Genomic DNA, 13,174 nt, shown 5'->3' with positions numbered 1-13,174 from the left:
ACTATGAATCAATTTCAGCCTTTTGAGCAAAAAATGCATAGTGATTTAGAAATTGATTTTTTACTAGAGGCTATTTATCATTTATCAGGATTTGATTTTCGGCAATATAATCGTTCTACCATATCGCGAAGAGTTTTTAATAGTATGCAGGTGAATAATATCCCAACGATTTCTCGTGTGCTTGAAAAAGTAATACACGAAAAAGGGTTTTTAGAGCAACTATTGAATGATTTTTCTATAAGTGTTACTGAGATGTTCCGTAACCCTAGCTTTTTTAAAGCTTTCCGTCAAGAAGTTATACCGTATTTAAGAGATTATCCTGAAATACGGATATGGCACGCAGGATGTGCCACGGGTGAGGAAGTCTACTCTATGGCTATTTTGCTACAGGAAGAAGGGTTACTCGATAAAGCTGTTTTGTATGCTACGGATATGAACGAACAAGTATTGGAAAAGGCAAAAGAAGGAGCGTTCCCAATTTACAAAATGCAGGCATATACTAAAAACTATATGCTTGCAGGTGGCATTCATGCTTTTTCCGAATACTATAAAACAGAAAATCAATATGCCTATTTCCATCCGACACTGTTACAAAACATTATATTTGCACAGCATAATTTAGTGACAGATCAATCATTCAATGAATTTCATGTCATTATGTGCCGAAACGTTTTAATTTATTTTTCATCTGGGTTACAGAACCAGGTTCATCATTTGTTTTCCGAAAGTCTAAGTGATAAGGGGTTTTTATGCCTAGGAGATAAGGAAACACTAAGATTTGAAGATATTATTTCAAAATATAAAGAACTCGTAGATCATGAAAGAATATATCAGAAGGTATAGTGAGATAAAAAAATGGCTGTCGCCTAAGCTTCTTTAGCTTAAGTGACAGCCTTATTTTATGTAGTTTAAGCATGTGCTTGAATCATTACTACACACATATCATCTGGTTGATTTTCTTGCTGCTCCTTAGACAGTAAATTGTCAATTAGGCGTTGAGAAAAATCCCATTTCGTAGATGCTAGTGCTTGCAATTGCTTCTCAGATTCTATTTCACATGGTCCCATCGCCTCTAACACACCATCTGTAAATAAAATAATTTGTACATTCTCGTTATATTGAATGAATTGCTTTTGTACGTCGATCTCATCGAAAAAGCCTACTGCACAGCTTCCTTGATTTAATGGTACGAGTGTCTTTTCATCAACTAGAGCATAACCAGAAGGATGGCCGGCGTTCACGTATTCAATTGTTTTTTGTTTTGTATCGATCACTAAATAAATCGCTGTAAAATAAAAAAGATTTCCCTCTTTTCCGTTTTGTAAAAGTGTCATATAACGGTTTAACTCTTTGATAACTAATTCAGGTTCTACCAATTGTTTAACAGCTTCTCTTAGGACCGAGGAGATAAACATACAAACAAGTGCTGCAGAGATACCATGTCCCATCATATCAAGCAAAATGATGGCGTATCGATGATCGTTTATTTTATGCCAATAATACATATCCCCAGCTAAATTAGAGGAAGGAAGATAGGATACTTCTATTTGAATATTATCCTCATTTATAGGGGCACTTAAAAGGCTCCTTTGAACATGTGTTGCTAAATCTAGTTCATATTGTATTTTCTTTTCTTGCTGAGTGTGCCAATCTAATTCTGCTTTCAATCGTAAAGCAACGCGCATTCTAGCAAGAAGCTCAGTTTTATTTATCGGCTTTGTAATATAATCTACTCCTCCGATATCAAGTGCTTCTGCGAGCTTGTTTTTATTGTCTAGAGCTGTGACAAAGATAATTTGAATATCTTTTAATCGTTCATTTTGCTTAATACGTTTACACGCTTCGATACCATCTATTTCAGGCATCATAATATCTAATAAAATTAAATCCACTGAATTTCCTTTTGGATTGGGTGCATCTAACTGTAAATAATCAAAAAGCTCATAGGCAGATGTTAGAGAAATACAGTTATCATAACCTGCATTTTTTAATACATTTTCAATTACAAATAGATTGACTTTATTGTCATCTACAAGAAGAATTGTCATAATTATTTCCCCTTATTCTGTTTGAATTAGTGCAGATTATAACTTTCAACTTTAATATTATACAAAACATTAGAGAACAACGGTATGAGTATCTTATTAGGTAATAAGGAAAGAGCCGACATAGAACAAGGAGAGTCAGCTCTCAAAATGTAGTTTCAAATTTTAGCCTTTTTAAAGCCACTATAAATATCGAATGCATTTGCTATGATGGTAATAGCAATGCTGATAAATAATATTCGATCTATAGCAACAAAAATTTTAGCAGAGGTCGTTTCAGTAATCGCAGCGATATAAGGTATTGCCGGACGGTGTATGAAATCAGGGTGAATAACCATGAAGATAAAAACAATGATTCCTATACATTGAAGAATGGCATTCGCTACGGCAATTAACATAGTCCATTGACCGGCCTTCATTTTCCAGAACGTTAAAGCTACACTTAAAGCTATCCAAAATAAAACGATTGGTGCAAAGGAGAGTAAGACATCTTGATTAAATATAGGCATAACAAATTTCAGGCCGCCTTTATTGTGAGAAGTATAGATTCCTAAAAGGTGATTAGCATTAAAATAGACAAAGGAGAAAATAACGATACCTAAGAGACTAAAAATATTTTCATTAAGTGAAATCGTTTTTTCTTTAGGAATGATTTTAACTTTTGTTAAATCATCAGGTGTCCATTTTGGATGTTCTTTTATAATGGGTATTCGAATATTATTTCTGCCAGATCGTTCAATGATAATGAAAGTTACTGTAATCCAGAACAGTACGTAGATGATTACTGAAATAATATGAGCGATAGTTAGAGAAAAAGTTTTGATAATGGCAGTCAGAAGCGCACCTTCTCCGCTATAAAGCGCAATACTTTCTATTATTTGTACAATCACTGTAATAAGAATTGCCCAAGGAATAACTAATTTTATTGTCCTAATATAAGTGTCAAACACTTTAGGACTGATTAAAAATCGTGGCGTATCTTGATAGCTTGCTGCGACTTCAATAGGATTTCCTAGCTTTTTGAGCACTTCCTTAATATCTGATTCTGAATAATCTTCAGGTAACATATCTTCAATAGTAGATTTTAGTTCTAGACTGGTTTCATCACGTTTTTCTTTGCGGATCCTTTTAGTTACTTCATGAATATATGCATCAATCAGGTTCATTCTTTCATTCTCCCTTCAATAATTCCTGCAATCCTAAGTCCACTTTTTGAGTTGAGCTATATGTGCCCAACAGATAATATTTCTGAGCTGTACGTTTTATGCCTTAATTGCTGAGGCAACGAGAATAGTGTACTCAGTTCATTGTTCCTTCCGACTTGCTCGAGATGCTGAATAAGGAACGGTGTATGGAGTTGACTTAAAACAACAAGCACTAATAATCCATTGAGTATACCTTTAATAAGGGGCTTTCCTTAACCACCGCGGGTTTTAATACTGTCAACATACAGTACTATTTGCGTGTGGTAATATATGTTATTATCAAGACCTGAAATTAATGATGAAAAGAGCGTGCCTTAAAATAAATTTAGTGTAGGGTGGGGATGTATATGAAGGTCATTGAAAAATTATTGAAGGAAGAAGATTTTATAAGTTTTGTTAATATTGTGGTCGGTGCTTATCCAGGAAGGATGGGTAGTTTACAGCCGACAAAAGAGCAGCTAAAAACACTGTTTATGCACAATCAAAACAATGAGGCATCCATTCATTATTTTGGGCTATGGGAAGATAACAAACTAGTTGGTGGCATGCGACTTCATGATTATGAAATGAACCTTTTCTCTAAAATGATTCCAGTCGGGGGAGTTGGACTAGTTGCAGTTGATTTACTCCATAAAAAAGAAAAGGTCGCCAAAGAATTAATAGACCATTTTTTTAAGGTTTTTTTAGAGAAAAATGTTCATTTTGTTGCTTTATATCCGTTTAGACCTGACTTTTATAAAAAAATGGGCTTTGGATACGGACCGAAAATGCATCAATATTTAGTGGAACCATCAAGCTTTCCGAAAGGGCCAACAAAAAAGCATCTTACGTTTTTAACAGTACAGGATCAGTATAAATTAGCAGATTGCTATAAAAGAGTAGCAGCGAAAAAGCACGGTATGTTTTTTAAAACCGAATCGGAGCTTTCATCAATTTTTAACAACCCACAACACTATATTATTGCTGTTGAAAAGGAAGATACAATACAAGGTTATATGGTATTTTCTTTTAACAAGCAAAGTGAAACGAATTTTTTACTTAATAATCTAGTCATTAAAGAATGGATATATGAGACACCAGAGGCTTTATTAGAGCTTAGTACGTTTTTAAATAGTCAGGCGGATCAAGTGAATCGTATTGAGTGGAACACACAGGAAGAAAATATTCACTTCTTTTTAGGAGATGTACGAAATGGAACAAATCATTTAATTCCCAGCGTCTATCATGCAAGTACTGTTTCTGGTGTTGGCTTAATGTATCGTATTATCAATGTTAAAGGTTTTTTCGAGGAGCTAAAAACACGTAATTTTAATGGTCAAACAGTAACTTTTAAACTTACAGTATTTGATTCGTTACTAATTGAAAATAATCAGCAAATCGTAATCGAGGTTATCAATGGTGAAATGAAAATTTTTGAATGTGATAACTATGCTGTAGAAATGATGATAGATATCGCAGAGCTTTCTTCTCTTGTAATGGGTGTTGTTACGGTGCAAGAGCTATTTATGCTCAGTAAGGTGAAAATTAGTGATGAACAATATTTACATGTACTCCATCAATTCTTCTTTGTTTTTGATAAACCAAGATGCATTACAGCATTTTAGGGAAGCCCAAAATAGGCATCCCGTTATTGTTCTTTTTTTATAAAAAGTGATGAACGTACAGGTCGTTCTAGTGGCGTAATATTAATAATAAAATAGCTAATAATTAATATTAAAATAATAAGTGAATAAATTAAAGTGTTGATAGGGTGGTCATGCTCTACGATAATTAATCGAATCATGGCTGTAATACCTATATATATAAAGTACCTTAGAGGAAAATGATAATTCTCTTTAAAATATTTAATAATCATTGTGATAAATTCAAAATACAAGAAGAAAATAAGAATATTAGCGAGGAAAAGTTTATAGTCACCGCCGCCTTTGTTGAAAATTAATATTTTAAGAAATTCGATAAGTTCTTTGAAAAGCAGGAAGGATAAAATGAGCGCTAGAAGCACTAGGCAAACATTCAAAAACAACTGTAAAGATTTCGGCACAGCCTTTATTAGTTGTAAATATGTTGAGTTCTTTTGGTTCACAGAATTCCTCCAATCTTGTAAATCGTCCTAAGTGAAAATGGAAAAACTAAATATAGAACAAATAATCATATGATTGAGCGTCATCATTTTATGATTTGAATATAACATTTTATCGTAAATGTACGATCATTTATTTGTAAAGTTTTGGTGTATATTGGATTATCACCAAAAGCTGTGGATGATATTTGTTTAAACGTATGTTATGTATATAGGTTGATTGGAGTGGAGGATGGGCGACTCCTTGGGGATCAGCGTCACAGATGAGACCCTGCAGCGAAGCGGATGTTTTCTGTGCGACAGCAACACGGTTTTTGTCTGTGCGAAAGCGAAGCGACAGCAACACGGTTTTTATCTGTGCGAAAGCGAAGCGACAGCAACAACAAAGCGCCCAGCCGGAGCGGAAATCAACCACACGTTATGGTGATGAGCCTATATATTCGCGAAAGAAAGTTTTCAAAATAAATTAGCTGTATGCTAAAATAGATGTGCATGAATATAAAATTTAAAAGGGGTTTTTAAAATGGCTAAAGCAGAAAAAACAGGAAAAATTACACCAGAGCGTTTAGAAGAAGCATTAAACGTACGTGATCGTCTTATTATCGAGTTACTAGTACAAGTACTTGATGAAAAGCTTGTAATTGAGCGCCCTGTATTACGTGAGCGTGTAGCAAACCTTGTAGACCTTTCTGATCATGATGAAGAATTAAAAGAAACAATCCACGCTGTTATTAATAAACTATAATCTTAAAGAAAATGCTACACGTAATCGGTAGCATTTTTTCTTTTGCTGAAAAGTTGCATATAAAATAAGAGAACTGCTCAGGTAAGAGTCAAAAGTGCTCGGATAGCCGGAAGCGTGATCGGGTAACGCTTCGAACTGCTCGGGGATGGAGCAAAAGTGATCGGGTATGCCGAAAAAGTGATCGGGTAGCGCCCAAAAGTGATCGGGTATGCCGAAAAAGTGATCGGGTAGCGCTCAAAAGTGATCGGGTAGCGCCCAAAAGTGATCAGGTATGCCGAAAAAGTGATCGGGTAACCCCCGAACCGCTCTGGTAACCGTAAAAACTGCTCAGGTAAGAAGCAAAACTAACCTCAAAACAGCTCGCATACACCCAAAGAATTGCCCCACCAAGACTACCCAATACTCGGCTATTAGAATATCGAAATCCAAATAAAAACCCAAACAAGAATTCTTTCCACTCTTGTTTGGGCTTCCTTAATTTTTAGTATACTTTATCGCCATTAAATATAGAGTTTTTCACAATTACATAATCTACATTTCGAATAGCATCTAGTTTATTGCCGCCTGCATAGGAAATAGATGATTGAAGGTCTTGCTGCATTTCAACTAAAGTATCTTTAATGCTACCTTTATGTTCAACATACATTTTTTTACCTTCAACATTTTTGCGTTCACCTTTTTGGTATTCAGATGCAGATCCAAAGTATTCTTTCACCGTTTTACCGTCGATTTCGATTGTTTCGCCAGGTGACTCTTCATGACCTGCAAATAATGACCCAATCATCACCATTGAAGCGCCAAAACGAACAGATTTTGCAATATCACCATGTGTGCGAATACCACCATCAGCGATAATTGGTTTTGTAGCAGCTTTTGCACACCAGCGTAGTGCCGCTAGCTGCCAACCGCCTGTACCAAAACCAGTTTTGATTTTAGTAATACATACTTTACCTGGTCCAATACCAACTTTTGTTGCATCTGCACCAGCGTTTTCAAGTTCACGTACTGCTTCAGGTGTGCCCACATTACCAGCAATAACAAAGCTATTTGGTAGATGTTTTTTGATATGTTGAATCATACGAATGACAGCATTTGAATGGCCATGTGCAATGTCGATTGTAATAAATTCAGGCACTAAATTAGCAGCCGCTAATTCTTCAATAAATGGATACTCATCATCTTTTACACCAACACTAATTGATGCGATTAATCCACGGCCTTGCATATCTTTGATGAAATCAGCTCGTGTCTCTGGATTAAAACGGTGCATAATATAAAAGTAACCGTTTTCAGCGAGCTTCACAGCAAGACTATCATCGATAATTGTTTGCATATTTGCTGGTACTACAGGAAGTTTGAATATATGACCTCCTAAAGTAACAGAAGTATCACATTCTGAACGACTTTCTACAATACATTTTGCGGGAATTAGTTGAATATCTTCATAGTCAAATACGTTATCCATTATATACACTCCTAAAATACGAATATTTTTTAAGATTTATTTAATATTGTTCGTCATTTGGTAATTTACACGATTTTTGAGTAAATGTCAAAGCTTTTATTCAAATAAATAAAAATTAGCAGGATTTCTGTTATAGATGAAAAGTAAAAGTTGCAATTTTATGCATTCGTTTTTGCGGAATAATGATTTTTGTAAGCAGTTTTAAATCGGCTCATTTAAAATTTGTATTATTATTCGTTATCCATGTACAATAGAGTTGTTTCAAAAAATGCTAAAGGAGTGTTGGAAATGGCAGTAGAGGCATACTTAATTTTTAATGGAAATTGTCGAGAGGCAGTATCGTTTTATGAGAAAGTTTTTGAAACGGACAAGGCAGAAATTATGACGTTCGGCGATTCACCACAAAATCCAAATTATCAATTACCAGAAGAAGCTAAAGATCTTGTGATGCATACACGACTTTCGATTTTTGATAGTACTGTAATGTTTTCAGATACATTTCCAGGCTCACCGTTCACAATCGGCAACAATGTAACGTTAGCTGTTGTCTCAGATGATGAAGCTAAGATGCATAAAGCTTTTGAGGCTCTTAAAGATGGTGGAGAGGTTACTATGGAGCTACAAGAAACATTTTGGAGTAAATGTTATGGCTCACTTACTGATAAAATTGGTATTAAATGGCAATTTAGTCATGAGGACAATAAATAATAACAATGCTGAAAAGCACGATGAATGGGGAAACCCTTTTTCATCGTGCTTTCTTTTTTAGTATTTAAAACGATTTACATAGCTTTGTAATTCATCGGCCATATCGAGCAGTGATTTTGCGGCTACCGCCATTTCCTGCATCGAAGACAATGTTTGTTCAGTTGAAGCGGCAACTTCCTCTGACGCAGCTGCATTTAATTTAGCATGATCTGTTAGTTCGATAGCAGTTGCAGAAACTTCCTCGACTACCGCTGACATCTCCTGAGCAGACGCAGATATATCCTCCATTTTCGGGGCAATAGCGCGTAGACTCTTAATAATACTTGCGAATTTTTTACTCGTATTTTCTGATAGCTGTAAACCATCCTGGACATCCGCTGAAGCCTTAATCATAGTTTGAACAGATTTTGCCGTCTCCTGCTGAATGCCAGTAATGAGTGCAGATATTTGCTCTGCCGATTGATGGGATTGTTCTGCTAACTTCCGAACTTCATCGGCGACTACTGCAAAGCCTTTCCCATGCTCTCCAGCTCGTGCGGCCTCAATAGCAGCATTAAGGGCCAGTAGATTTGTTTGATCTGAAATAGTACTAATAATCTCCAAAATGGAACCAATTTCTTTTGTTCGATCATAGAGTGATTTAATCATCGTATCTGATTGTGTCACAGATTCATGGATTGAAATCATTTGGTTAACAGATTGTTCTACTGCTTGACCGCCCTCTTCCGCCAATTCGATAGCATGGCTAGATAAATCTGAAACCTGCAAGGAGCTATCGGCAACCTCAACGACTCCTTTTGCAATTTCCTCAATAGAAGCAGCATTTTGGTCAATACTTGTTGTTTGTTTTTCTGTACTGCTAGCAACCTGTTGCATAGCTTCAGTAACTTGCTGTGACGCAGCTATATTTTGTTCGGCATGCGCAGATAATCCATGTGCCGAAGTTTGTACATGTTGAGAGCTTTGATCGACGTTACAAATAAGTGTTTTTAAGTTAACCTTCATTGCGATAAAGGCTTCTCCCAACTGTCCAATCTCATCTTTAGAATGAGTTTCAATAAACTCTGTTAAATCGCCTTCACTAATTTTTATAGCACTTTGTTTAAGTCGATTAATCGGATTGACAATCGATTTTATCATGTAAAGCATAAAAATAATGCCAACAATAATGGAAACAGCCATAATAATTAGATTGATGTTAAAGGTTGAAGCAGCAGCATTTGCAGCCTCGGAGGTAAACATTGTACCGACAACTTTCCAGCCTGTTAGCTTATTTGTGACAAATTGTAGCTGGCGATCTTTTTCTATAATTGTTCCACTATCTTGTTCATACATTTTAGTAATATAGCTTTCTGTTGCCTCAGTGCCACTTTCTTTATCTGGATGGGTAATGTAGATTTTATTGCTATCTAAAAGTGAAGCAAAGCCAGTTTCTCCAATGCGTATATCATTCGTGATGGTACGTAGTGTAGATATATTTAAATCTAAACCTATTACCCCGGAGCCATCTGGTAAAGCCTTGGTAATCGTAAGAACGATATCACCGGTAGTCTGTGTAGTGTATGGAGCTGTAATGGATACTTGGTTTTTGTTATCTAAAGCGTGCTTATACCAAGGTCTTGTACGAGGATCAAAACCTTCCGGGTATTTTTGAGCAGGCTCGTCCAGTAGTCTGCCATCAGAGGTTCCAATATAAATTAGCTCCACCTCTGGATGCATGTTTATGTATTCGTGGAAAAGAGATTTAAGTTCTGAAATTTTACCTTCTTGTAAATAAGATTGATTAAGCTTTTCTGAAAAATATTGAATGTCTTTCACTTTGGGCTCAATCATGTTGTTAATATTCGTATTAAGCATGCGCACGCTTTCGGTTGCGCTTGCTTGATGTTCTTCCGATATTTGCTGTTCAGCACTTTGGTAAGATACAATTCCAATTAACAGTGTTGGGATGATAAGCATTGCTAAAAACGAAAAAATGAGTTTTTTTCTTAAACTTAGTTGTTTCACATGAATGATCCTCACTATAATATTATTTTTCTATACTTTTCCGTTGAAGGAAAATAATAGACGACTAGCTCATTTTATCAAAAATAAAATAAAAGTTAAGTATTTTGAAATAATAGAGTAGTAGTGATATCAATTAATATTTCGAAATTCTCCTAAAAACGATCATGAATATGACATATAAAGCTACTTTTTGATGTATACTAATGCTCAAAAGAGGAGGGAATTGCCCATGATTCGACAAATTGGACAAGTAATGCTATACGTAGATGACCAAGATACTGCCGTGAAGTTTTGGACAGAAAAAATCGGCTTTGTTGTAGTAGCTGACCAGGAAGAGTCGGGAGTGCGTTGGATTGAAATTGCTCCAACTAAAGATGCTCAAACTACTTTTGTTTTACACCATAAAGAAATCATTGCAAAAATGCAGCCTGAATTAAATTTAGGAACGCCTTCTATTATGTTTTATGCCGATCATATAGAACATCTATATCAAGAGTTTCAAGCAAAGGGCGTTAAAGTTGGAGATTTAGTCATGATGCCAATGGGCAGAGTGTTTAATTTCGCTGATCACGAAAATAATTATTTTGCATTGGTAGAAAAATAAATCACGGTTGTCCTATAAGAGAGATAATTAAAGGGGAATCTGTCCGATTTCGATCGTTTTATACAGAAATCGAGCAGATTCTTGCTTGTTATTCTATATAAATGCACAGTTATTTACGTTAAATCTTCTCCGAAAATCCCCACAGTTTGACGGTCAACTATAAATTCATTGCCGCTCCATTTCAGAATGTTTTCAACATCGCCTAATCTATCAGCATGGAATCTGCCTGCGATTGCCTGATAAGCTAAAAGCTCATATATTCCGTCACGCTCATAGTCCACTGGATACAATCCGCTGATCGGGTCAACCCATCCTTCAATAGGCTGTTTTAAAGTACCATCTTGATTATAAATTTCCGCTAAATAATCGTGCCCCTTATATTGTAAATCGATAATATATTGCTTTTTAGGATTCATACTACGGACGACTACTTTGTATTGATCTTGATAATTAACCGTGTACTTTAGCTTATTATTAAAAGATTCTGCATCAAAAATTGAACGTATTTTCCCGTTTATGGAGGAGAAGATTTCACCATTGATAATACCTCCACTGCCACCAGTATCAGAAATAGCTAAAATATCTTCTAGATGATTGCCAGTAAAGTCACCTAAAAATATAGTTGGATTATAGCCGCTGTTTTGTTTTAGCATTAATTTTTCAAATTGTTGAGTATTGCCGTAAAAAATAGTAAGCGTTAGGTTTTGCCACAAAGGGCTATCTGGCGTTTTAGTCCCCATCAAAAGAACCGTTTCAAGAGAGCCATCTCCATTAATATCCCCGAATTTCGTCTGAATAACCTGAGGAGCCATAGGTGAAATAGCAGTATTATTTAAAGATGGATTCATATTATTGGTCATACATACACCTCTTTCTATAGTTTTAGCATATGTTGTAAATATGACTTGGTGAACAAATGCTTATAAAACTAATAAAAAAACTTGTAATTAAGCCATTGACATTTCCAAATGTGGAAAGTATCATAAATGTCAACGAATCAGAAAATTCAGTACCAATCATAATCTCGCTACGAAAATGTAGGTAGAGATTTTTTTATAGCTTTAATCCGTAGTAAATTTATATGTTTTATATAATTTGGGAGGAGGAGATTTTCTTGAAGGATTTATTTATTAAAACAGAGCGACAACAGTATTGGCTTGAACAGCTAGCATCTATTTCTGAGCCAATCAAGGCTGAGGCTAAAGAGGTAGACGAACAATCTCATTTTCCATACGAAGCACATAAGTTACTTTTGCAAATTGGTTACCCAAAACTAACTTTACCGAAAGAATATGGCGGTGAAGGTTTATCAGTCTATGATATGGTGCTCGTTCAAGAAACGTTGGCGAGCTATGACGAGAATGCCTCACTCTCACTAGGGTGGACATTAGGTGTAGTAGGTGAAATATATGAGAAAAAGCTATGGGCAGATGATTTACTCAGTTTCTTTGCTCAAGAAATAAAAACCGGTGCAATCATAAATAGGGCGGTGAGTGAAGCGGCAACCGGGAGTCCAACACGTGGAGGGCGACCAGAAACAAACGCTGTTTCAATAGAAGAAGGTTGGCTCTTAAATGGACGTAAAATCTTTACGACAGCTTCTCCGGTGCTAGATTATTTCTTGACCTCAGCTTGGATTGAGGAAAAAAATCAAATTGGCTTCTTCCTTGTTCATAAAGATGCCCAAGGACTTTCAATTGAAGAAAACTGGGAAATGTCAGCAATGCGAGGCACTAGTAGCCATGATCTAGTGTTAAACGATGTAATTGTCCGTACAAATCATTTAGTAGAATTACCAAGTCATCCAAGCGGGGGTAAGATAAATGGTTGGATTCTACATATTCCAGCAACGTACTTAGGTATTGCGCAGGCAGCTCGTGATTATGCACTACATTTTGCCAACCACCATCAACCAAATAGCTTGAATGCTCCAATTAGTACATTACCAAATGTACAGCAACTTCTAGGCGATATTGAATTGAAACTACATCAGGCACGCTTTGTACTGTATGGAGTAGCCGAGGCTTATGATGACCCAGCTAGACGTGGGCTTATAACAAATGAAATGGCAATTGCTAAACATACAGTAACAAATTTGGCGATTGAAATTGTAGATAAGGCAATGCGTGTAGTAGGTGCGAAAAGCTTACAATTAACAAATCCATTACAGCGCTATTATCGAAATGTTCGTGCTGGACTTCACAACCCACCGATGGATGATATGACCATTATTACATTAGCAAAAGCTGCAATTGAACAGCAGAAATTGAATGAAAATCAATGACAAAACCATAGAGAATAAGGGGAAATGATAC

General features: G+C 35.8%; 13 protein-coding genes. 7 read left to right on the top strand and 6 right to left on the bottom strand.

The window, feature by feature from the left end; translation table 11 throughout:
- Window positions 1–3: 3 nt before the first annotated feature.
- On the top strand, window positions 4–843 hold the full coding sequence (locus tag QRN68_RS03595) for a CheR family methyltransferase (protein WP_285395318.1): 840 nt from the start codon (window positions 4–6) through the stop codon (window positions 841–843).
- 65 nt (window positions 844–908) lie between these two features.
- On the opposite strand, the gene QRN68_RS03590 is transcribed toward QRN68_RS03595, so the two are convergent.
- Together QRN68_RS03590 and QRN68_RS03585 are read right to left on the bottom strand one after the other, a co-directional pair.
- Entirely contained in the window at window positions 909–2,048 is a 1,140-nt protein-coding gene (locus QRN68_RS03590; protein WP_285395317.1) for a fused response regulator/phosphatase, read from the bottom strand.
- Window positions 2,049–2,203: 155 nt separating this feature from the next.
- The gene (locus QRN68_RS03585) at window positions 2,204–3,211 is read right to left on the bottom strand and encodes a hypothetical protein (RefSeq protein WP_285395316.1); all 1,008 of its coding nucleotides are present in this window, start codon (window positions 3,209–3,211) and stop codon (window positions 2,204–2,206) included.
- A 386-nt stretch (window positions 3,212–3,597) separates the two neighbouring features.
- Here QRN68_RS03585 and QRN68_RS03580 point away from each other — a divergent pair, with 386 nt between their 5' ends.
- Window positions 3,598–4,854: a GNAT family N-acetyltransferase gene (locus QRN68_RS03580; RefSeq protein ID WP_285395315.1), complete on the top strand. Its 1,257-nt coding sequence runs from the start codon at window positions 3,598–3,600 to the stop codon at window positions 4,852–4,854.
- A 23-nt stretch (window positions 4,855–4,877) separates the two neighbouring features.
- Here the strand turns inward: QRN68_RS03580 and psiE are convergent, their stop codons facing one another.
- On the bottom strand, window positions 4,878–5,333 hold the full coding sequence (gene psiE / locus QRN68_RS03575; RefSeq protein WP_285395314.1) for a phosphate-starvation-inducible protein PsiE: 456 nt from the start codon (window positions 5,331–5,333) through the stop codon (window positions 4,878–4,880).
- Between the two features lie 241 nt (window positions 5,334–5,574).
- Between psiE and QRN68_RS03570 the strand changes: the two genes are divergently transcribed.
- On the top strand, window positions 5,575–5,757 hold the full coding sequence (locus tag QRN68_RS03570; RefSeq protein ID WP_285395313.1) for a hypothetical protein: 183 nt from the start codon (window positions 5,575–5,577) through the stop codon (window positions 5,755–5,757).
- 96 nt (window positions 5,758–5,853) lie between these two features.
- Window positions 5,854–6,075 carry a phosphate-starvation-inducible protein PsiE gene (locus QRN68_RS03565; protein ID WP_285395312.1) on the top strand — a complete coding sequence of 74 codons (222 nt, stop codon included), beginning with the start codon at window positions 5,854–5,856 and terminating at the stop codon, window positions 6,073–6,075.
- 481 nt (window positions 6,076–6,556) lie between these two features.
- Here QRN68_RS03565 and guaC read toward each other — a convergent pair whose 3' ends face one another.
- Entirely contained in the window at window positions 6,557–7,540 is a 984-nt protein-coding gene (gene guaC, locus QRN68_RS03560) for a GMP reductase (protein ID WP_285395311.1), read from the bottom strand.
- Between the two features lie 288 nt (window positions 7,541–7,828).
- On the opposite strand from guaC, the gene QRN68_RS03555 reads away from it, so the two are divergent.
- Complete coding sequence (locus tag QRN68_RS03555; protein WP_285395310.1) at window positions 7,829–8,248, top strand: VOC family protein; 420 nt, start codon at window positions 7,829–7,831, stop codon at window positions 8,246–8,248.
- 57 nt (window positions 8,249–8,305) lie between these two features.
- Here the strand turns inward: QRN68_RS03555 and QRN68_RS03550 are convergent, their stop codons facing one another.
- Window positions 8,306–10,255 carry a methyl-accepting chemotaxis protein gene (locus tag QRN68_RS03550; RefSeq protein ID WP_285395309.1) on the bottom strand — a complete coding sequence of 650 codons (1,950 nt, stop codon included), beginning with the start codon at window positions 10,253–10,255 and terminating at the stop codon, window positions 8,306–8,308.
- 229 nt (window positions 10,256–10,484) lie between these two features.
- Between QRN68_RS03550 and QRN68_RS03545 the strand changes: the two genes are divergently transcribed.
- A complete protein-coding gene (locus tag QRN68_RS03545; RefSeq protein ID WP_285395308.1) occupies window positions 10,485–10,859 on the top strand; it encodes a VOC family protein in 375 nt (124 codons plus the stop codon).
- Window positions 10,860–10,972: 113 nt separating this feature from the next.
- Here QRN68_RS03545 and QRN68_RS03540 read toward each other — a convergent pair whose 3' ends face one another.
- Complete coding sequence (locus QRN68_RS03540; RefSeq protein ID WP_285395307.1) at window positions 10,973–11,719, bottom strand: hypothetical protein; 747 nt, start codon at window positions 11,717–11,719, stop codon at window positions 10,973–10,975.
- 254 nt (window positions 11,720–11,973) lie between these two features.
- Here QRN68_RS03540 and QRN68_RS03535 point away from each other — a divergent pair, with 254 nt between their 5' ends.
- Window positions 11,974–13,143, top strand: a complete 1,170-nt coding sequence (locus tag QRN68_RS03535; protein WP_285395306.1) for an acyl-CoA dehydrogenase family protein — start codon at window positions 11,974–11,976, stop codon at window positions 13,141–13,143.
- The last annotated feature ends 31 nt before the right edge of the window (window positions 13,144–13,174 follow it).

Source organism: Lysinibacillus sp. fls2-241-R2A-57 (genome assembly GCF_030209535.1).
In the GTDB taxonomy this organism is placed as follows: domain Bacteria; phylum Bacillota; class Bacilli; order Bacillales_A; family Planococcaceae; genus Lysinibacillus.
Note: the sequence above shows the minus strand (reverse complement) of the source record. Positions and strands in the feature narration are given on the sequence as shown.

Coding starts and splice junctions, on each gene's coding strand:
- QRN68_RS03590 (WP_285395317.1), bottom strand. CDS start 2,048: ATGACAATTCTTCTTGTAGATGACAATAAAGTCAATCTATTTGTAATT.
- QRN68_RS03585 (WP_285395316.1), bottom strand. CDS start 3,211: ATGAACCTGATTGATGCATATATTCATGAAGTAACTAAAAGGATCCGC.
- QRN68_RS03545 (WP_285395308.1), top strand. CDS start 10,485: ATGATTCGACAAATTGGACAAGTAATGCTATACGTAGATGACCAAGAT.
- QRN68_RS03595 (WP_285395318.1), top strand. CDS start 4: ATGAATCAATTTCAGCCTTTTGAGCAAAAAATGCATAGTGATTTAGAA.
- QRN68_RS03540 (WP_285395307.1), bottom strand. CDS start 11,719: ATGACCAATAATATGAATCCATCTTTAAATAATACTGCTATTTCACCT.
- QRN68_RS03565 (WP_285395312.1), top strand. CDS start 5,854: ATGGCTAAAGCAGAAAAAACAGGAAAAATTACACCAGAGCGTTTAGAA.
- QRN68_RS03580 (WP_285395315.1), top strand. CDS start 3,598: ATGAAGGTCATTGAAAAATTATTGAAGGAAGAAGATTTTATAAGTTTT.
- guaC (WP_285395311.1), bottom strand. CDS start 7,540: ATGGATAACGTATTTGACTATGAAGATATTCAACTAATTCCCGCAAAA.
- QRN68_RS03555 (WP_285395310.1), top strand. CDS start 7,829: ATGGCAGTAGAGGCATACTTAATTTTTAATGGAAATTGTCGAGAGGCA.